Here is a 22,243-nt window from a genome sequence, read left to right as displayed (position 1 = left end):
TGTCAGCGGGTCCCGTATTTCTGGTCGATGTAGGCGAAGAGGTCGTCCGCCGTGTCCAAGGTCGGTCGGGTGTCGGCACCCGTGTCGTCGTCCGGGCCGGAGCCGGGCCCGGGTGCGGTGCCGGCGCGGGCCAGCAGGGTCTGGAGCCGGGTCACGACCTCCGCCCGTACGTCGGGGGCGTCGAGGACGGCGAGGGCGTCCTCGACGCGGTCGAGGTCGGCGAGGAGGCGGGCGGCGGCGGTGCCGCCGAGTTCGGCGTCGAGGTGCTCGGCGAGGGCCTGGGGGCTGGGGTGGTCGAAGACGACGGTCGTGGCCAGGTTCAGCCCGGTGCGGGCGCCGAGGACGTTGCGCAGGTCGACGGCGGTGAGGGAGTCGAAGCCGAGTTCCCGGAAGGGCTGGGTGGGGGTGACCGCCTCGGGGCCGCCGTGTCCGAGGACGGCCGCGGCCTGGGTGCGTACGAGGTCCAGGAGGGCGGCGGCGCGTTCGGCGTCGGGGAGCCGGGTGATGTGCTCGCGCCAGTCGGGTTCGGCGGTGGTGCGGGGGCGGGCTTCCTCGACCCCGGTGAGCAGGGGGCTGGGCCGGACCGTGGTGAAGCCGGGTGCGAACAGGGCCCAGTCGATGTCGGCCACGGCCAGGGCGGCGTCGCCGTGGTCCAGGGCCTGCTGGAGTCCGGCGATGGCGTGCGGGGGCCGCATCGGGCGGATGCCGTGGCGGCGCAGGCGTTCGCCGACGGCCGCCTCGTCCTCGGCCATGCCGCCTTCGGCCCAGGCGCCCCAGGCGACGGCGGTGGCGGGCAGTCCGTCGGCGCGGCGCTGGTCGGCGAAGGAGTCCAGGAAGGCGTTGGCGGCGGCGTAGTTGGCCTGGCCGGCGCCGCCGACCGCGCCGGCGAAGGAGGAGAAGAGGACGAACGCCGACAGGTCCAGGTGGGCGGTGAGTTCGTGGAGGTTGCGGGCGGCGTCGGCCTTGGGGCGGCGGACCGCCGCGAACCGTTCGGGGGTGAGGGACTCGATGACGCCGTCGTCGAGGATGCCGGCGGTGTGGACGACCGCGGTCAGGGGGAGGTCGGCGGGGATCGCGTCGAGGACCGCGGCGAGGGCGTCCCGGTCGGCGGCGTCGCAGGCCTCGACGGTCACGCGGGTGCCCGTCGCGGTGAGTTCGGCGGCGAGTTCGCGTGCGCCGGGTGCCCGCTCGCCGCGGCGGCTGGTGAGGACGAGGTGTTCGGCGCCGGACGCGGCGAGCCAGCGGGCGATGTGGCCGCCGAGGGCGCCGGTGCCGCCGGTGACCAGGACGGTGCCGGAGGGGCGCCAGGGTTGGACGGCGGCGGAGGTCCTGCGTACGCGGACCAGCCGGCGGGCGAGGATGCCGGAGGGGCGGACGGCCAGCTGGTCCTCGGCGCCGGTACCGGCGGGGGCGGCGGCCAGCAGGAGGGCGCCGAGCCGGTCGAGGGCGGGGGCGTCGAGTTCCGCGGGGAGGTCGACGAGCCCTCCCCAGCGGGCGGGGGTTTCCAGGGCGGCGGCCCGGCCGAGGCCCCAGACCTGTGCCTGGCCGGGGTCGGCGGGCCGGTCGCCGGGGCCGGTGGAGACCGCGCCGCGGGTGGCGCACCACAGCGGTGCGGTGATTCCGGCGTCGCCGAGGGCCTGGTGCAGGCGGAGGGCCGCGTCCAGGCCGGGGTCGCCGGCTTCGGCGGGCAGGAGCAGGACGCCCGCGCAGCCGTCGGCGGCGGGCAGGGCCGTGAGCAGGCGCAGGGCCAGGGCGTCGCGGTCGTGTGCCGTGCCGGGGGTCAGGTCGAGGCGGGCGGGGGTGGCGCCGCGGGCGGCGAGCGCCCCGGTCACCAGGTCGAGTTCCCGCGGGCAGGGGCCGGCCACCAGCCAGGTCCCGTCGGGGACGGTGGTGGCGGGGGTGGCGAGCGGCTGCCATTCGATGCGGTACTGGAGGTCGGCGGCGGGGTCCTGGGCGGTGGCGGCGGGGCGGCCGGTGGTGTCGCCGGGGCGGGGCCAGTAGCGGGTGCGGCGGAACGCGGTGGTCGGCAGGGCGACCCGGTGTGCGGGCTGCCCGGCGAAGACCCCGGTCCAGTCGGGGGTGGTGCCGTGCACGAACAGCTCGCCCAGGGCAGCGGCGGCGGTCTCCGGCTCGGGCCGGTCGCGGCGCAGCGCCGGGACGAGGACGAGGCCGGGGCCGCTGACGCAGGCCCGTCCGGCGGCGGTCAGCACGCCGGAGGGGCCCAGCTCGACGAAGCGGCGTACGCCCTGGGCCTCCAGGTGGCGCATGCCGTCGTGGAAGCGGACGGCGGCGCGCACGTGCCGCACCCAGTATTCGGGCGTGGCGAGTTCGGCCGGGTCGGCGGTGCGTCCGGTGACGTTCGAGACGATCGGGAGGGACGGCTGCCGGAAGGTGAGCGTGCGTGCGATGCGGCCGAACTCGGCGACCATCGGCTCCATCAGCGCCGAGTGGAAGGCGTGGCTGACGTTGAGCCGCTTGGTGCGGTGTCCCGCGGCTTCCAGGAGGCCGGCGGTGCGGGTGACGGCGTCCTCGGGGCCGGAGACGACCACCGCGCGGGGGCCGTTCACGGCGGCGATGTCGACGCCAGCCGTCAGCAGGGCGCGGACCTCGTCCTCGGCCGCCTCGACGGAGACCATCGCCCCGCCCTCGGGCAGCGCGTCCATGAGCCGGCCGCGGGCGGCGACCAGGGCGGCGGCGTCGGGGAGGGTGAGCACGCCGGCGACGTGGGCGGCGGCCAGCTCGCCGACCGAGTGGCCGAGGAGGAAGTCGGGGCGTACGCCCCAGGACTCGAAGAGCCGGTACAGGGCCACTTCCAGGGCGAACAGCGCGGCCTGGGTGTAGCGGGTCCGGTCGAGTTCCGTCCCGCTGCCGCTCACCACCTGCCGCAGCGGGCGGTCCAGGTGTGCGTCCAGCGCGGTGCAGGCGGCGTCGAGGGCCTGCGCGAAGACCGGGTGAGCCGCGTACAGCTCGTCGCCCATGCCGGGGCGCTGGGCGCCCTGGCCGGTGAACAGGAACGCCAGCCCGCCGGGGGTGGCGCCGGCGTGCCGGACGGCGGGGTCCTGGGTGCCGTCGGCGAGCGCCGCCAGGCCCCGCAGGAGGGTGGCGCGGCCGTCGGCGACGACGGCGGCGCGGCGGTCGAGGGTGGCACGGGTGGTGGCGAGGGAGTGGGCGACGTCCCGGGGGGACAGGTGGGGGCGGGCCTCCAGGTGGGCGTGGAGGCGGGCGGCCTGTTCGCGCAGCGTCTCGTCCTCGCGGGCGGAGAGCACCGCGAGGACGGCCGCCGGCCGGGCGGCGGCCGGGTCTTCGGGGTCCAGGTCGTCGCGCGCGGCCGGCTCGGCGTCGGGCGTGTGCTCCTCCAGGAGGACGTGGGCGTTGGTGCCGCTGATGCCGAACGAGGACACGCCGGCGCGGCGCGGCTGCCCGTCGGGCGTGTGCCAGTCGTGGTTCTCCGTCAGCAGCCGCACGGAGCCGGCCGACCAGTCGACCTGGGGCGTGGGCTCGTCCACGTGCAGGGTGCGGGGCAGGACGCCGTTGCGGATCGCCTCGACCATCTTGATGACGCCGGCCACGCCGGCGGCGGCCTGCGTGTGGCCGATGTTCGACTTCACCGAGCCGAGGCGCAGCGGCCTGTCGGCCGGGCGGTTCTGCCCGTAGGCCGCGATCAGGGCCTGCGCTTCGATGGGGTCGCCGAGGGTGGTGCCGGTGCCGTGGGCCTCGACGGCGTCGACCTGCTCGGGCGTCAGGCGGGCGTTGGCGAGGGCCAGTTCGATGACGCGCTGCTGGGCGGGGCCGTTGGGGGCGGTCAGGCCATTGGAGGCGCCGTCCTGGTTGACGGCGCTGCCGCGGATCACGGCGAGGACCTGGTGGCCGTTGCGGCGGGCGTCGGAGAGCCGCTCCAGTACGAGCATGCCGGCGCCCTCGCCCCAGCCGGTGCCGTCGGCGGCCGCCGCGAAGGCCTTGCAGCGGCCGTCGCGGGCCAGGCCGCCCTGGCGGCTGAACTCGGCGAACAGGGTGGGTGTCGACATGACGGTGGCCCCGCCGGTGAGGGCCAGCTCGCACTCGCCGCGCCGCAGCGCCTGGGCCGCCAGGTGCAGGGCGACGAGGGAGGCGGAGCAGGCGGTGTCGACGGTGACGGCGGGTCCCTGGAGCCCGTACACGTAGGAGAGGCGGCCGGAGAGCACGCTGGCGGCGTTGCCTGTCATGATGTGCCCGGCGAGGTCGTCGGCGGAGTGGACGGCCACGGGGGTGTAGTCCTGCCCGTTGGTGCCGATGAACACGCCGGTCCGGCTGCCGCGCAGGGTGTCCGGGGCGATCCCGGCACGTTCGAAGGCCTCCCAGGAGGTCTCCAGCAGCAGCCGCTGCTGGGGGTCCATGGCGAGGGCCTCGCGGGGGGAGATCCCGAAGAAGGCGGCGTCGAAGTCGCCCGCGCCGTCGAGGAACCCGGCCTGGCGGGCGTGGGAGGCACCGGCCTGCCCGGGGTCGTCGGAGAGCAGGCCCGCCAGGTCCCAGCCGCGGTCGGTGGGGAAGCCGGACAGGGCGTCGCCGCCCGAGACGAGCAGCCGCCACAGGTCCTCGGGGCTCTGGACCCCGCCGGGGAAGCGGCAGCTCATGGCCACGACGGCGATGGGCTCGCCGTCCCGGTTCTCGCTCTCGCGCAGGCGTTCCTGGGTCTGCTCCAGCTCGGCCGAGACGCGCTTGAGGAAGTGGCGGAGTCTTTCTTCATTGGACACGTGAGGGTTCTCCCTGGCGGAGGGGCGGGCGGCGGCGGGGCGGGCGGCATCGGCGCGGGCGGCATCGGTCATGAGATGCCGAACTTCTCGCCGAGCAGGCCGAACAGTTCGTCGTCGGTCGCCGCTTCGTACTGGTCGGCGGCGGCTGCGCGATCCGGTTGGCCCGCGGCTTCCCGGCCTTGCGCCAGCAGCGCCTCCAGCCTCTGCATGATCTTGGTGTGGTCGCCGGTGCCGGGCTCGACCCGGGTCAGTGCGCGTTCGAAGCGGGCGAACTCCTCCAGCGCGGACGGGCCGTCCGCGGCGGTGTTCCCGCACAGCTCGGAGCGCAGGTGGCCGGCGAGCGCGGCCGGGTTGGGGTGGTCGAAGACCACGGTGGCGGGCAGGGCCAGGCCGGTGGCCGTGCTCAGCCGGTTGCGGAGCTCGACCGCCGTCAGGGAGTCGAACCCCGCCTCGCGGAAGGCCCGTCCGGGGGCGACCTCGTGCGGGGTGCCGTGCCCGAGGACGGCGGCCACGTGGGTACGGACCAGGTCGAGCAGGGCCCGTTCCTGCGCCTCGGCGGGGAGGCCGGGGAGGGTGTCCCGCAGGGAGGTGCCGGGGGTCCGGCCGTCCTCCAGGGCCGCGAGTACGGTCCGCGCCTCGGGCACGCCCGTCAGGAGCGGGCTGGGGCGGCCGGTGACGAAGGCCGCCGTGAAGCGCTCCCAGTCGACGCCGGCGACCACGAGGGTGGTCTCGTCGCGGTCCAGGGCCTGCTGGAGCGCGACGATGGCCAGGTCGGGGGCCATGGGGAGGAGACCGCCGCGGCGCATGCGGGCGGTGACGGCGTCGGAGCCGGTGGCGAGGCCGCTGTCCCCCCAGGCTCCCCAGGCGATGGAGGTGGCGGGCAGTCCGTCGGCCCGCCGCTGCTCGGCGAGGGCGTCGAGACAGGCGTTGGCCGCCGCGTAGTTGCCCTGACCAGCACCACCGACCGTGCCCGCGAACGACGAGAACAACACGAACGCCGACAGGTCCAAGCCCATCTCACGCGTCAGCTCGTGCAGATGAAGCGCCGCATCCGCCTTCGGGCCCAGCACCGTCGCCAGACGATCCGGGGTCAGACCGTCCAGCACACCGTCATCCAGCACACCCGCCGCATGGAACACCGCCGACACCGGGTGCTCCACCAGCAGCTTCGCCACCGCGTCCCGATCGGCCACGTCACAGGAAGCAACCGCGGCGCTGACACCTGCCTCGGCGAACTCGGCGACCAGCTCGGCAGCGCCCGGAGCCTCCAGGCCCCTGCGGCTGGTCAGTACGAGCTCCTTCGCGCCGGCCGAGGCCAGCCAGCGGGCCACCCGTGCGCCCAGCGCACCCGTACCACCGGTCACCAGCACCGGACCGTCCGGCCGCCAGCCGTCACCCACCACCGGGGCGAACGGCGCACGGATCAGACGACGCGCGAACACGCCCGAAGCACGCACCGCGACCTGGTCCTCACCCGTGGCGCCCGACAGGACAGCCAGCAGTTGGGCCGTGGTCCCTGCGTCCAGGACCTCCGGGACATCGACCAGACCGCCCCAGCGCTCGCCGAACTCCAGCGCCGCCACACGGCCCAGACCCCACACCTGCGCCGCAACCGGATCCGCCACACGGTCGGCGGCACCCGTCGACACAGCGCCACGGGTCACACACCACAACCGCGCCCCGATGCCCGCATCACCCAGCGCCTGCACCAGCGACAGCGAACCCGCCGCGTCCAGCAGCGACACCACACCATCGACCGCACCGACACCCGACAGCGCCTCGGCCAACTCGCCACGCGAACGACCACCGGCGGCCAGCTCCACCACCTCGGCACCCGGCAAAGACAGCGCACCCGCCTCCGCCGACACCACCAGCCACCGGCCGGAGAGGTGGCCGGGGGCGTCCGCGGTCGTGGGTTCCCAGACCGCCCGGTAGCGCCAGGAGTCGACGGTGGACCGCTGCCGGCGTCCCGCCCGCCAGGCGGTGAGGACGGGCAGGGTGGTCTCCAGGGCCTCCAGCGCGGGCCCTTCGGCACCGAGTTCGCCGGACAGGGCCGACAGGTCGGCGCGTTCGACGGCCTCCCAGAACGCCGACTCCGCCGGGTCGGAGCCGGCCGTGCGGCCGGTGCCGGGGCGCGGCCAGTACCGTCGGCGCTGGAAGGCGTAGGTCGGCAGGTCGACGTGGGCCGGGCCGGCGTCCGCGAAGGCGGGCGACCAGTCGACGGCGACGCCGCGCACGTGGGCCTCGGCCAGCGAGAGCAGGAACCGTGCCGGTCCGCCGTCCTGGCGGCGCAGCGATCCGACGGCGCACTCCCCGAGGCCCTGGATCAGCACCGGGTGCGGGCTGCTCTCGACGAACACCCCGAAGCCCTGCTCGCGCAGGGCGCGCGTGGACTCCTCGAAGCGCACGGTCCGGCGGGCGTTGCGGTACCAGTACTCGGCGTCCAGCTCGGCGGTGTCCTGCCAGTCCCCGGTGACCGTGGAGAAGAAGGGCACCTCCGACGGGCGCGGGGAGAGTCCGGCGAGGACGGTGAGGAGTTCGTCGCGGATCTCCTCCACGTGGGCGGAGTGGGAGGCGTAGTCGACGGCGATCCTGCGGGCGCCCTCCGTCGCGGCGAGCAGCGCGTCGAGTGCCTCGGGGTCGCCCGAGACGACGACCGAGCGGGGGCCGTTCTCGGCGGCGATGGACAGCCGCTCGTCGAGGCCGGCCGCGACCTCCTCGCGGGGCAGGGGAACGGACACCATGCCGCCGCGGCCGGAGAGGGCGAGGAGGGCCTTGCTGCGCAGGGCGACCACCCGTGCGCCGTCTTCGAGGGAGAGGCCGCCCGCGACACAGGCCGCGGCAATCTCGCCCTGGGAGTGTCCGAGGACGGCCGCCGGTTCCACTCCGTACGAACGCCACAGGGCGGCGAGGGACACCATCACGGCCCAGAGGGCGGGCTGCACCACGTCGACGCGGGCGAGGGCGGTCTCGTCGGTGAGCACCTCGCGCAGCGACCAGTCGACGAACGCGGACAGGGCCTGCTCGCACTGGTCCATGCGGTCGGCGAAGACGGGGCTGGTGGCGAGCAGTCCGGTGGCCATGCCGGTCCACTGGGAGCCCTGGCCGGGGAAGACGAAGACGACCTTGGTGCGGCCGTCGGGTGCCTGGCCCTCGACCAGGCCCGCGGCCGCCGTGCCGTCGGCCAGCGCCGACAGTGCGGCGTCGAAGGCGTCCGGGTGGTCTGCGACGAGCACGGCGCGGTGGTCGAAGGAGGTCCGTGAGAGGGCGAGCGAGCGGCCGATGTCCGCCGGTGCGTGGCCGGGCCGGGCCGTCAGGAACGTCCGCAGTTCCCGGGCCTGCGCGCGCAGTGCGTCGGCCGACTTGGCGGACAGCGTCCAGGGCAGGGCGGAAGGGGCGGAGGGGGCTGCGGAGGGGGCGGCCGGGGCGGGCTCGGTGGCCGGGGCGGGTTCCTCCAGGATGACGTGGGCGTTGGTGCCGCTCATGCCGAACGAGGACACGCCGGCGCGGCGCGGCTGCCCGTCGGGTGTGTGCCAGTCGAGGTTCTCCGTCAGCAGCCGCACGGAGCCGGCCGACCAGTCGACCTGGGGCGTGGGCTCGTCCACGTGCAGGGTCTTGGGGAGGACGCCGTTGCGGATCGCCCCGACCATCTTGATGACGCCGGCCACGCCCGCGGCGGCCTGGGTGTGGCCGATGTTCGACTTCACCGACCCCAGGTGGAGGGGCCGGTCCGCCGGGCGGTTCTGGCCGTACGTGGCCAGCAGCGCCTGCGCCTCGATCGGGTCGCCGAGGGTGGTGCCGGTGCCGTGGGCCTCGACGGCGTCGACCTGGTCGGCCGTCAGGCGGGCGTTGGCGAGGGCCTGGCGGAGCACGCGCCGCTGGGACGGGCCGTTGGGGGCGGTGAGGCCGTTGGAGGCGCCGTCCTGGTTGACGGCGCTACCGCGGATCACGGCGAGGACCTGGTGGCCGCCCCGGCGGGCGTCGGACAGCCGCTCCAGTACGAGCACTCCGGCGCCCTCGCCCCAGCCGGTGCCGTCCGCGGCCGCCGCGAACGGCTTGCAGCGGCCGTCCGGGGCCAGGCCCCGCTGGCGGCTGAACTCGGTGAAGGTGGTCGGGCTGGCCATGACGGTCACCCCGGCCGCGAGCGCCAGCGTGCACTCCTGCTGGCGCAGCGCCTGTGCGGCGAGGTGCAGGGCGACGAGGGAGGACGAGCAGGCGGTGTCGACGGTGACGGCGGGCCCCTCGAAGCCGAACTCGTACGAGATCCTGCCGGACAGCACGCTGGTGGCGTTCCCGGTCGCGAGGTAGCCGTCGACCTCCTCGGGGCCGCCGACGAGGACCGTGCCGTAGTCGCCGCCGTTGGTGCCGACGAACACGCCGGTCCGGCTGCCGCGCAGGGTGTCCGGGGCGATCGCGGCGCGTTCGAGGGCCTCCCAGGAGGTCTCCAGCAGCAGCCGCTGCTGGGGGTCCATGGCGAGGGCCTCGCGCGGGGAGATCCCGAAGAAGCCGGCGTCGAAGTCGGCCGCGTCGTGGACGAACGCGCCCTCGCGGACGTACGAGGAACCGGGCCGGTCCGGGTCCTCGTCGAACAGTTCCTCCAGGTCCCAGCCCCGGTCGGTGGGGAACGGCGACACCGCGTCACGGCCGGTGGCGACCAGGTCCCACAGTCCCTCGGGCGAACGGACGCCACCAGGGAACCGGCAGCTCATCGCGACGATCGCGATGGGCTCCCGGGCGGCCTCGGTGAGGCGCCGGTTCTGTTCGCGCAGCCGCTCGGCCTCCTTGAGGGAGGTCCGGAGCGCGGCCACGAGCTTCGCTTCGGGTGTCTGGGGCGTCGCCGCGCCGGTTGTCACTGCTTCGGGCGTAACCATGTGTCAGCTCCACACTTCCCGGACCGTCAGGAGTCCGTGTTGTCCATGGCGAGACGGATCAGGGCGTCGGCGTCCATCGCGTCGATGTCCTCCGGGGCCGTGTCGTCCGGGTCGGCCGCCGCTTCCTGCGTGCCGCCGCCCGCTTCGAGTCCGGCGAGGTCCAGCAGCACTTCCAGCAGGCCGGCCTCTCTGATCCGGGAGAGCGGCATCGAGGCGAGCGCCCGGCGGATCCGGTCCTCCTCCGGGTCGGTGTCGCCGAGGTCCCCGCACAGCTCGGTGAGGAGGTACGCGGCGAGCGCGGCCGGGTTGGGGTGGTCGAAGACGGCGGTGGCGGGCAGGGCCAGGCCGGTGGCCCTGCCGAGCCGGTTGCGGAGCTCGATCGCCGTCAGGGAGTCGAACCCGATGCCCTTGAACGGCTGGTCGGCGCCCACGCGCTGCGGCGACCCGTGGCCGAGTACGCCGGCCACGTGGGTGCGGACCAGGTCGAGCAGTACCTCGGTCCGCTCGGCGGCGGTCGCAAGCGCCGCCAGACGTGCGGCGAGGCCGGCGTCGGCGGTGTCCGGTTCGGCGGGGCGGGCGGCTTCCGGGATGCCGGAGAGGAGCGGGCTCGGCCGGGCGGAGGTGAAGCCCGGGGCGAAGCGCTGCCAGTCAACGTCGATGACCGTCAGGGTGTCGTCGCCGTGGGCGAGGGCCCGGGCGAGTGCGGCGAAGGCCGTTGCGGTGGGCAGTCCGGTCATGCCGGCCAGGCGCATCCGTTCGGCGACGGTCTCGTCCGCCGCCATGCCGTTGTCGGCCCACGGGCCCCAGGCGATGGAGGTGGCGGGCAGTCCGTCGGCCCGCCGCTGCTCGGCGAGGGCGTCGAGACAGGCGTTCGCCGCCGCGTAGTTGCCCTGACCCGCACCACCGACCGTGCCCGCGAACGACGAGAACAACACGAACGCCGACAGGTCCAAGCCCATCTCACGCGTCAGCTCGTGCAGATGAAGCGCCGCATCCGCCTTCGGGCCGAGGACCGTCGCCAGACGATCCGGGGTCAGACCGTCCAGCACACCGTCGTCCAGCACACCCGCCGCGTGGAACACGGCCGACACCGGGTGCTCGACCAGCAGCTTCGCCACCGCGTCCCGATCGGACACATCACACGCGGCGACAGACGCCGTCACGCCCGACTCGGCGAGCTCGGCGACCAGCTCGGCAGCACCCGGAGCCTCCAAGCCCCTGCGGCTGGTCAGCACGAGCTCCTTCGCGCCCACCGAAGCCAGCCAGCGGGCCACCCGGGAGCCCAGCGCACCCGTACCACCGGTCACCAGCACCGGACCGTCGGGCCGCCACTCCTCCCCCACCACGGGAGCGAAGGGCGCACGGACCAGACGACGCGCGAACACGCCCTCGGCACGCACCGCGAGCTGGTCTTCGCCGGTACCGCCCGACAGGACGGCCCACAGCCTGGCCGTGGTCTCCTCGTCCAGGACCGGCGGGACGTCCACCAGACCGCCCCAGCGCTCGCCGAACTCCAGCGCCGCCACACGGCCCAGACCCCACACCTGCGCCGCAACCGGATCCGCCACACGGTCGGCGGCGCTGGTCGACACCGCACCACGGGTCACACACCACAACCGGGCCCCGATGCCCGCATCACCCAGCGCCTGCACCAACGACAGCGATCCCGCCGCGTCCAGCAGCGACACCACACCGTCGACCGCACCGACACCCGACAGCGCCTCGGCCAGCTCGCCACGCGAACGACCACCGGCGACCAGCTCGACCACACCCGGCGCCGACAGCGCACCCGCCTCCGCCGACACCACCAGCCACCGGCCGGGCACGGCGGGCTGCGCCGCGTCCACCGGCTGCCAGGTGACCTGGTAGAGGAGGTCGTCGAGGGCGTCCGTACCGCGTCGCGGTACGAGCCAGCTGGGGGCCGCGGGCTGTTCCGCGATGCGCGGCCAGTACCGCTCGTGCTGGAAGGCGTACGTCGGCAGGTCGGCGGGGGCCGCCGGTGCGCCCCCGAAGAGGGCGGGCAGGTCGAGAACGACCCCGCGCGCGTGGGCGCGGCCGAGGGCTGCGAGCAGGGTGCGCGTCTCGGGGCGGTCGCGGCGCATGAGGGGCAGGAGGGCGGCGGGCTCGTCGAGGCAGGCCTGGCCCATGGCGGCCAGGACGGCGTCCGGGCCGAGTTCGAGGTAGGTGTCGACCCCGGCGGCTTCCAGCTGCCGCATGGCGTCGTGGAAACGGACCGCCTCGCGGACGTGGCGCACCCAGTAGTCCGGAGAGGTCATGTCACCGGTCGTCAGGGCGGAGACCACCGGGATCGCGGGCTCGGAGTAGGCCAGGGTCTCGGCGACCGCGCGGAACGCCTCCAGCATCGGTTCCATGAGGGGCGAGTGGAAGGCGTGCGAGACCGTCAGGCGCTTGGTCTTGCGGCCCAGGTCGGCCAGCTGCGCGGCCACCGCCAGAACGGCGTCCTCCGCACCCGAAATCACCACGGACTGCGGGCCGTTGACCGCGGCAATGTCGACATCGGCCGACAGCAGCGGACGGACCTCCTCCTCGGCCGCCTGGACGGACACCATCGCCCCGCCCTCCGGCAGGGCACCCATCAGCGCACCACGGGCCCGGACCAGAGCCGAAGCGTCGGCCAGGGAGAGGACCCCGGCCACGTGCGCGGCCGCGATCTCACCGATGGAGTGGCCCGCGACGAAGTCCGGGCGGATGCCGTAGGCCTCCAGCAGCCGGTACAAGGCCACCTCGACGGCGAACAGCGCCGGCTGGGTGAACTCCGTACGGTGGACCTCCTCCCCACCGCCGAACACCAGGTCCTTCAGCGGGAAGTCGAAGTGACCGCACACCTCGTCGAACGCCGCCGCGAACACCGGCTGCGCCTCGTACAGCTCACGGCCCATGGCCGGACGCTGCGCACCCTGCCCCGAGAACAGGAACGCGGACGTGGCTGGTGCCTGGACGGTGTCGGTGTCCGCCTCGCCGCGTGCCACGGCGTCGAGCGCGCTCAGGTACTCGGCGCGGTCGGCTCCGGTGACGACGGCCCGGTGCGGGAACAGGGCGCGGGTCGTGGCCAGGCCGTGGCCGACCGCGGCCGGGTCGAAGGCCGGCCGGTCCGCGACGTGGTCGCGCAGGCGGCGGGCCTGCCCGCGCAGTGCCTCCGCCGACGCGGCGGACAGCAGCCACGGCGCCGGGGAGGCGGGGGTCTGCGCGGCCTCGTCCGGGGTGTCGAGCGGGCCCTGTTCGAGCACCAGGTGGGCGTTGGTGCCGCTCATGCCGAACGAGGACACGGCCGCGCGGCGCGGGCGGCCGGTCTCCGGCCAGGCCGTGCTCTCGGTGAGGAGGGCGACCGCGCCGGCCTCCCAGTCCACGTGCGGAGTGGGCTCGTCCACGTGCAGGGTGCGGGGCAGGACGCCGTGGCGCATCGCCATGACCATCTTGATGACGCCACCGACGCCGGCCGCGGCCTGGGTGTGGCCGATGTTGGACTTCAGGGAGCCCAGGTGCAGCGGCTGGTCCGCCGGGCGGTCCTGGCCGTAGGTGGCCAGCAGCGCCTGCGCCTCGATCGGGTCGCCGAGCGGGGTGCCCGTGCCGTGCGCCTCGACGGCGTCGACCTGGTCGGCGGTCAGGCCGGCGTTGGCGAGGGCCTGGCGGATGACGCGCTGCTGGGAGGGGCCGTTGGGGGCGGTCAGGCCGTTGGAGGCACCGTCCTGGTTGACGGCGCTGCCGCGGATCACCGCGAGGACCTGGTGGCCGTTGCGGCGCGCGTCGGACAGCCGCTCCACCAGGAGCATGCCGACGCCCTCGGACCAGCCCGTGCCGTCGGCGGCGGCCGCGAACGGCTTGCAGCGGCCGTCGGGCGAGAGGCCGCGCTGGCGGCTGAAGTCGATGAACGACTGCGGGGTCGACATGACGGTCACGCCGCCCGCCAGGGCCAGTTCGCATTCGCCGCGCCGCAGGGCTTCCGTCGCCAGGTGCAGGGCCACCAGCGACGAGGAGCACGCGGTGTCGACGGTCAGCGCCGGGCCTTCGAGGCCCAGGGCGTAGGCGATGCGACCGGAGGCGACGCTGCCGGCGCCGCCCGTGCCGAGGTAGCCCTCCAGGCTCTCGGCGGACTGCGACACCAGGGCCGTGTAGTCCTGGCCGTTGGTGCCGACGAACACGCCGGTGCCGCTGCCGCGCGCCGCGGCGGGAGTCACTCCGGCACGCTCGAACGCCTCCCACGCCACCTCCAGCAGCAGGCGCTGCTGGGGGTCCATGGCGAGGGCCTCGCGCGGGGAGATCCCGAAGAAGCCGGCGTCGAAGTCGGCCGCGTCGTGGAGGAACCCGCCGTGCTGGGTGTAGGTGGTGCCCTGGTGCTCGGGGTCCGGGTCGTAGAGCGCCCCGATGTTCCAGCCCCTGTCGCGCGGGAAGGGCGAGATCGCGTCGGCCCCGGACTCCACGAGGCGCCACAGGTCCTCGGGGGAGCCGACGTCGCCGGGGAAGCGGCAGCTCATGCCGACGATGGCGATGGGCTCGTCGCTGCCGACCACGCGGCGCACCCGGGCCGCTCCGGTTCCGGTTCCGCCGAGGAGCTCGGCGTGGAGGTGGGACACGAGCGCGGCCGGGGTCGGGTGGTCGTAGACCAGGGTCGCGGGCAGCGGCAGCCCGGTCGCGGTGCCGAGCCGGGTGCGGAATTCCACGGCGGTCATCGAGTCGAAGCCGAAGTCGCGGAAGGCCCGCTCGGGGTCGGCCGTCTCCTGCGCGGCGTGTCCGAGGACGGTGGCGATGGTGTCGCGGACCAGGTCGAGCAGGACCCGCGCCGGGTCGTCCGCCGCCTCCAGGCGCTTCGCCAGCGGCGACGCCGGTTCCGCCTGTGCGGCGGGGGCGTAGCCGGTGCCGGGCCAGTAGCGCTGGCGCTGGAAGGCGTACGTGGGCAGGTCGACGCGGCGGCCGGGGAGGTACGGCAGCCAGTCGACGGGGAGGCCGCGGGTCCAGGCCTCGGCGAGGGCGCCTAGGAAGGCCTCCGGCTCGGGGCGGTCCTTGCGCAGGACGGGGGTGAGCAGTCCCGAGAAGTCGTCCGGGAGGGACTCCCCCGCCATGGCGGCGAGGACGCCCTGCGGGCCGAGCTCCAGGAAGTGGGCGACGCCCTGGGAGGCGAGGTGGGCGACGCCGTCGCCGAAGCGGACGGCGGCGCGGACGTGCTCGACCCAGTACTCGGCGGTGAACTCGGTGATCTGCCCGCCGGTGACGTTGGAGACGACCGGAATCTCGGGCGCGGAGTGGGTGAGGGATTCCGCGACCTCGCGGAACGCGTCGAGCATCGGTTCCATGAGGGGCGAGTGGAAGGCGTGCGAGACCGTGAGCCGCTTGGTCTTGCGGCCCTGCTCGGCCAGCTGCGCGGCCACCGCGAGGACGGCCTGCTCGGCGCCGGAAATGACCACGGACTGCGGGCCGTTGACGGCAGCGATGTCGACATCGGCCGTCAGCAGCGGACGTATCTTCTCCTCGGTGGCGCGGATCGACACCATCGCCCCGCCCTCCGGGAGGGCGCCCATCAGGGCGCCACGGGCCCGGACCAGAGCCGAAGCGTCGGCGAGGGAAAGCACCCCGGCCACGTGCGCGGCGGCGATCTCACCGATCGAATGCCCGGCCACGAAGTCCGGACGCAGACCGAACGACTCCGCCAGCCGGTACAACGCCACCTCGACGGCGAACAGCGCCGGCTGGGTGTACTCGGTGCGGTGGACCTCCTCCCCGCCCCCGAAGACGATCTCCTTCAGCGGCAGGTCGAAGTGACCGCACACCTCGTCGAACGCCGCCGCGAACACCGGCTGCGCCTCGTACAGTTCCCGGCCCATGCCCGGGCGCTGAGCGCCCTGCCCCGAGAACAGGAACGCGGACTTCCCACCGGACACCGCGCCCTCGGCCACGCCCGACGCCGACCGGCCCTCGGCCAGGGCCTCCAGCCCGGCCAGCAGACCATCACGGTCGCCGGCCACCACGGCCGCCCGGCTGCCCAGCGCGGCCCGCGAAGCCACCAGCGAGAAGGCCACGTCGGCCGGGTCCAGCTCCGCATCGCCCGACACCCGCTCCAGCAGCCGGCCCGCCTGGGCCCGAACCGCCCCCGCGTCACGGCCCGACAGCAGCCACACCGGGCGTTCCGGGGCGGGGGTGGTGTCGGAGTCGGCGGGGCCGGGCTCCTGCGGGGCCTCCTGGAGGATGGTGTGGGCGTTGGTGCCGCTGATGCCGAAGGAGGACACGGCCGCGCGGCGCGGGTGGCCCGTCTCGGGCCACGGCACCGTCTCCGTCAGCAGGCGCACCGCGCCCGCCGACCAGTCGACGTGCGGGGTGGGCTCGTCCACGTGCAGGGTCATCGGCACCACTCCGTGGCGCATCGCCATGACCAACTTGATGACGCCGGCCATGCCCGCCGCGGCCTGGGTGTGGCCCAGGTTCGACTTGACCGAGCCCAGCAGCAGCGGCCGGTCCTCCGCCCGGTCCTGCCCGTAGGTGGCGAGGAGGGCCTGGGCCTCGATCGGGTCGCCGAGGGTGGTGCCCGTGCCGTGCGCTTCCACCACGTCAACCTGGCGTGCCGTCAGCCGGGCCGTGGACAGGGCCTGTTCGATGACGCGCTGCTGCGAGGGGCCGTTGGGGGCGGTCATGCCGTTGGAGGCGCCGTCCTGGTTCACTGCCGAGCCCTGCACGACGGCGAGCACCTGGTGCCCGTTGCGCCGTGCGTCGGAGAGGCGTTCGAGCAGGACCATGCCGACGCCCTCGGACCAGGAGGTGCCGTCGGCGCCCGCGGCGAAGGGCTTGCAGCGGCCGTCGGGGGCCAGGCCGCGCTGGCGGCTGAACTCGACGAAGGTGTTCGGGCTGGACATGACGGTCACGCCGCCGGCCAGGGCCATGGTGCATTCGCCCTGTCGCAGTGCCTGGCCGGCCAGGTGGACGGACACCAGGGAGGAGGAGCAGGCCGTGTCGACGGTGACCGCGGGGCCTTCGAGGCCCAGGGTGTAGGCGATGCGGCCGGAGGCGATGCTGCCGGCGCTGCCGTTGCCCGCGTAGCCCTCCAGGCCGTCCTCGTCGTGGAGGAGGTTGACGTAGTCGTGGTACATGACGCCGGTGAAGACGCCGGTGCGGCTGCCGCGCATGGCGGTCGGGGCGATCCCGGCGTTCTCGAAGGTCTCCCAGGCGGTCTCCAGCAGGAGCCGCTGCTGGGGGTCCATGGCGAGGGCCTCGCGGGGGGAGATCCCGAAGAACACGGGGTCGAACTCGGCGGCCCCGTCCAGGAAGCCGCCCTCGCGGACGTACGAGGTTCCGGCGTGGGCGGGGTCGGGGTGGTAGAGGGAGTCGATGTCCCAGCCGCGGTCGGCGGGGAAGTCGGCGATGGCGTCGCCGCCGGAGAGCACCAGGCGCCACAGGTCCTCGGGGGAGCGGACGCCTCCGGGGAAGCGGCAGCTCATGCCGACGATGGCGATCGGCTCGTCGGCGGGCAGGGGGGCGGCCGTGGTGGCGGGTGCCGACGCGTCGCGGGTGTCGACGAGGCGCGTCTTCAGGTAGGCGACGAGGGAGGCCGGGGTCGGCTGGTCGAAGATGAGGGTGGCGGGCAGGCGCAGGCCGGTGGCGGCGCTGAGCCGGTTGCGCAGTTCCACGGCGGACAGGGAGTCGAAGCCGAGGTCCTTGAACACCTGCGTCGGTTCCGGGGCGGCGGGTGCGCGGTGGCCGAGTACGGCGGTCACCTCGGTGACCACCAGGTCGTGGAGGGTGCGCGTCTGCTGGGCTTCGGGCAGGCCGGCCAGCCGCTGTCCGAGGGAGGAGCTCCCGGTGCGGGGTGCCGCGCCGGCGGTCGGCCGCGGCGGGGTGGCCGTTGCAAGGCCGCGCAGGACGGGCGACAGGGAGGGGCCGGTGGGGAGCGCCTTGACGTCGAGGCGCATGGGGAACAGCACGGCCCGGTCGAGGGCGGGGGCGGTGTCGAGGAGGGCGAGGGCCTCTTCGGTGGCGAGGGCGGTCATGCCGCCGCGGTTGATGCGGTCGACGTCGCCGGCGTCGAGGGCGCCGGTCATGCCGCTGCGCTCGGCCCACAGGCCCCAGGCGAGGGAGATGCCGGGCAGGCCGAGGGAGCGGCGGTGCTGGGCCAGGGCGTCGAGGTAGGCGTTGGCGGCGGCGTAGTTGCCCTGGCCGGGGGCGCCGAGCAGGCCGGCGGCGGAGGAGAAGAGGACGAACGCCGACAGGCCGAGGTCAGCGGTGAGTTCGTGGAGGTTGCGGGCGGCGTCCGTCTTGGGGCGCAGGACCGTGTCGATGCGCTCCGGGGTGAGGGACTCGATCGTCGCGTCGTCCACCACACCGGCCGTGTGGATGACGGCGGTGAGGGGGTGGTCGGTGGGGACCTCGGCCAGGAGGGCGGCCAGGGCGTCGCGGTCGGCGACGTCGCAGGCGGCGACCGTCACCGAGGCGCCCAGGTCGGACAGTTCCGCGACCAGGTCCTCGGCGCCGCCGGAGCGGCTGGCCAGCAGGAGCCGGCGGACGCCGTGTGCGGTGACCAGGTGGCGGGCCACGGCCCGGCCCAGGGTTCCGGTGCCGCCGGTGACCAGGACCGTGCCGCCTTCGGTGAAGGACAGGCCGGCGGAGGTGGGAGCGGACGCCCGTGTCAGGCGCGGGACGCGGACCGCTCCCCCGCGCACCGCCGCCTGCGGTTCCGCGCAGGTGAGGTAGGGGGCCGGGTCGACGGCCTCCTCCAGGTCCAGGAGGTGGAAACGGCCCGGGTGTTCCGACTGCGCCGAACGCACCAGACCCCACACCGCCGCACCCGCCAGGTCGCGCACCTCATCGCCCACGGCACCGCGGGTCACGAACACCACGCGCTCGTCCGCCGGGCTCGCCAGGGCGTTCTGGAGCACTTCCAGGGCCTGGCCCAGGGCCGCGCGTACCCCGGCGGAGGTGTCCACCTCGCACGCCACGCCCGCGGGCAGCGGCTCGCCCGCCGAGGCCGCCGAAGCAGCCGCCCAGTCCAGCGCGAAGAGGGTGTCGGCGGGCCGGGTCAGTGCGCCCGGGGTGATCGGGCGCAGGGTGAGGGAGGCGATGGTGACCACCGGGAGGCCGGACTCGTCGGTGGCGGTCAGGGCGACGGCGTCCTCGCCGGCCGGGGTCAGCCGGACGCGCAGGGTGCGGGCGCCGGCGGCGTGGAGGGCGACGTCGCGCCAGGCGAACGGCAGGCGGGCCTCGCCGCTGTCGGGGAGGAGGGTGCCGACGCCGGCCGCCTGGAGGGCGGCGTCGAGGAGGGCGGGGTGGAGGCCGAAGCGGCCCGCGGCCTCCTGCTGGTCGCGGTCGAGGCCGACCTCGGCGTAGACCTCGTCGCCGAGCCGCCAGGCCGCGCGCAGGCCCTGGAACGCCGGTCCGTAGGCGAATCCGGAGTCGGCGAGGCGGGTGTAGAAGGGGTCCAGGTCGACGGCTTCGGCTCCGGCGGGGGGCCAGGTCGCGCCGGGGAGGGGGTCGGTGGGGGCGGGGGCGGCGGGGGCGAGGACGCCCTCGGCGTGCCGGGTCCAGGGGCCGTCCTCGTGGCGGGCGTACGTGGTGACCGTGCGCCGGCCGTCCGGGCCGGCGGGGCCCACGGCGAGCTGGACCTGGACGGCGCCGCGTCCGGGCAGGACGAGGGGGGCTTCCAGGGTGAGTTCCTCCAGGTGCGGGCAGCCGACCTGGTCGCCGGCCCGGACCGCGAGCTCCACGAGGGCGGTGCCGGGCAGCAGGACCGTGCCGGCCACGGCGTGGTCGGCCAGCCAGGGCTGTGCGGTCAGTGAGAGGCGGCCGGTGAAGAGGAGGTCGTCGGAGGCGGCGACGGTCACCATCGCGCCGAGGAGGGGGTGGCCGGCGGCGTCCAGGCCGGCCGAGGTGACGTCGCCGGCGGCGCCGCCGCTCCGCAGCCAGTACCGCTCGCGCTGGAAGGCGTACGTGGGCAGGTCGGCGCGCCGGGCGCCGGGGAAGAGGGCGTCCCAGTCGACGGTGACGCCCTGGGTGTGGGCCTCGGCGACGGCTCGGGTGAAGGCGGCCGGCTCGGGCTGGTCGCGGCGCAGGGTGGTGCTCCAGCGGATGCCGGTGTCCTCGTCGAGGCAGTTCTGCCCCATGGCGGTGAGGACTCCGTCGGGGCCGAGTTCCACGAAGGTGGTGACGCCCTGGTCCGCGAGGGTGCGGACGCCGTCGTGGAAGCGCACGGCCTGGCGGACGTGGCGCACCCAGTACTCGGGGGTGGCGAGTTCTTCGGCGGTGGCGATGCGGCCGGTGACGTTGGAGACGACGGGGACGGCGGGCGGGCGGAAGTCCAGGCGGGCGACGACGGCGCGGAACCGGTCGAGCATCGGTTCCATCAGCAGGGAGTGGAAGGCGTGGCTGACCTTGAGGCGCTTGGTGCGGTGGCCGGCGGCGGTGAGGCGGGCTGCGGCGTCGAGTACGGCGGTCTCGGTGCCGGAGAGGACCACGGAGCGGGGTCCGTTGACGGCGGCGATGTCGACGCCGGGGGTGAGGATCGGACGGACCTCTTCCTCGGCGGCTTCGACGGCGACCATGGCGCCGCCTTCGGGCAGGGACTGCATGAGCCGGCCGCGGGCGGCGACGAGTGCGGCGGCGTCGGCGAGCGGGAGCATGCCGGAGACGTGTGCGGCGACGAGTTCGCCGACCGAGTGGCCGAGGAGGAAGTCGGGGCGCAGGCCGTGGCTCTCGGCGAGGCGGTAGAGGGCCGTTTCGAGGGCGAAGAGGGCGGCCTGGGTGTATTCGGTGCGGTCGAGGAGCGGGGAGCCGTCGAAGACGACGTCGCGTACGGGGGTGTCGAAGTAGCGGTCGAGGTGGGCGCAGGCCTGGTCGAAGGCCTCGGCGAAGACGGGGTAGGCGGCGTGCAGTTCGCGTCCCATGCCGGGCCGTTGGGCGCCCTGGCCGGTGAAGAGGAACGCGGTGCGGGGGTCGGGGCGGGCGGTGCCGTGGACGAGGTTGTCGGCGGGGGTGCCGTCGGCGAGGGCGCGCAGGCCGGCGTGGAGTTCGCCGGTGGTGGTGCCGAGGACGACGGCGCGGTGGGTGAGGGCGGCGCGGGCGGTGGCGAGGGTGTGGCCGGTGTCGGCGAGGGGGGCGCCAGGGGTGGTGTGGTCCAGGAGTTTGCGGGCCTGGGCGCGGAGTGCTTCGGGGCCGCGGGCGGAGAGGGGCCAGGCCGCGACCGGAGGGTGCGGGGCGGGGGTGGTCGGCGGTTCCTCGTCGGGGGTGGGGGGTTCGGGCCGTTCGAGGATGAGGTGGGCGTTGGTGCCGCTGATGCCGAAGGAGGAGACGGCGGCGCGGCGGGGTGCGCCGGTCCGGGGCCAGTCGGTGTTCTCGGTGAGGAGGGAGACCGCTCCGGCGGTCCAGTCGACGTGCGGGGTGGGTTCGTCGACGTGGAGGGTCTTGGGGAGGATGCCGTGGCGCATGGCCTCGACCATCTTGATGACGCCGGCGACACCGGCGGCGGCCTGGGTGTGGCCGAGGTTGGACTTGACGGAGCCGAGCAGGAGCGGCTGGTCGTCGGGGGTGCGGTCCTGGCCGTAGGTGGCGAGGAGGGCCTGGGCTTCGATGGGGTCGCCGAGGGTGGTGCCGGTGCCGTGGGCTTCGACGGCGTCGACGTCGCGGGCGGTGAGGCGGGCCTGTTCCAGGGCCTGGCGGATGACGCGCTGCTGGGAGGGGCCGTTGGGGACGGTGAGGCCGCTGCTGGCGCCGTCCTGGTTGACGGCGGAGCCGCGGATGACGGCGAGGACGGGGTGTCCGTTGCGGTGTGCGTCGGAGAGGCGTTCGAGCAGGAGGAGGCCGGCGCCTTCGCCCCAGCCGGTGCCGTCGGCGGCGGCGGCGAAGGGCTTGCAGCGGCCGTCGGGGGCGAGGCCGCGCTGCTGGCTGAAGTCGACGAACAGGCCGGGGTCGGCCATGACGGTGACGCCGCCGGCGAGGGCCATGGTGCATTCGCCCTGGCGGAGGGCCTGGGCGGCGAGGTGGAGGGCGACGAGGGAGGAGGAGCAGGCCGTGTCGATGGTGACGGCGGGGCCTTCGAGGCCGAGGACGTAGGAGACGCGGCCGGAGGCGACGCTGCCGGCGTTGCCGCTGCCGAGGTACACCTCGACGCCTTCGGGCAGGTCGCCGGGGTTGGCGGCGTAGTCGTGGTGCATGACGCCGGCGAAGACGCCGGTGCGGCTGCCGCGCAGCGAGGTGGGGTCGAGGCCGGCGCGTTCGAAGGCCTCCCAGGCGGTTTCCAGGAGAAGGCGCTGCTGGGGGTCCATGGCGAGGGCTTCGCGGGGGGAGATCCCGAAGAAGGCGGCGTCGAAGTCGGCGGCGCCGGCGAGGAAGCCGCCGTCGCGGACGTAGCTGGTGCCCTGGTGGTCGGGGTCGGGGTGGTAGACGGCGTCGAGGTCCCAGCCGCGGTCGGCCGGGAAGCCGGCCACGGCGTCGCGGCCTTCGGCGACGAGCTGCCACAGGTCTTCGGGGGTGCTGACGCCGCCGGGGTAGCGGCAGCTCATCGACACGATCGCGACCGGTTCGGGTTCTTCGGCGGACCGCAGCCGCTCCCGGGTCTGGTGGAGTTCGGCCGTCATCCACCGGAGGTGGTCGAGCATCTTTTCTTCGTTTGTCATGACGTTCCGGAACTCCCGTTGATCAGGTCGAAGAGGC

At 75.0% G+C, this 22,243-nt stretch carries 3 protein-coding genes; all 3 read right to left on the bottom strand.

The features are described from left to right. Positions 1-2 precede the first annotated feature (2 nt). The 3 genes from AC07A6_RS04780 to AC07A6_RS04770 all read right to left on the bottom strand — a co-directional run bounded on the left by AC07A6_RS04780 (position 3) and on the right by AC07A6_RS04770 (position 22,206). A complete protein-coding gene (locus AC07A6_RS04780) occupies positions 3-4,730 on the bottom strand; it encodes a type I polyketide synthase (RefSeq protein WP_478776115.1) in 4,728 nt (1,575 codons plus the stop codon). Between the two features lie 68 nt (positions 4,731-4,798). Then, the gene (locus tag AC07A6_RS04775) at positions 4,799-9,538 is read right to left on the bottom strand and encodes a type I polyketide synthase (RefSeq protein WP_478776114.1); all 4,740 of its coding nucleotides are present in this window, start codon (positions 9,536-9,538) and stop codon (positions 4,799-4,801) included. A gap of 89 nt (positions 9,539-9,627) precedes the next feature. After that, entirely contained in the window at positions 9,628-22,206 is a 12,579-nt protein-coding gene (locus AC07A6_RS04770; RefSeq protein ID WP_478776075.1) for an SDR family NAD(P)-dependent oxidoreductase, read from the bottom strand. Positions 22,207-22,243 lie beyond the last annotated feature (37 nt).

The organism is Streptomyces sp. NPDC044002 (assembly GCF_056434525.1).
The sequence above is the reverse complement of the archived record's forward strand: the minus strand, read 5'-3'. Positions and strand labels throughout refer to the sequence as shown.

Coding starts and splice junctions, on each gene's coding strand:
- AC07A6_RS04770 (WP_478776075.1), bottom strand. CDS start 22,206: ATGACAAACGAAGAAAAGATGCTCGACCACCTCCGGTGGATGACGGCC.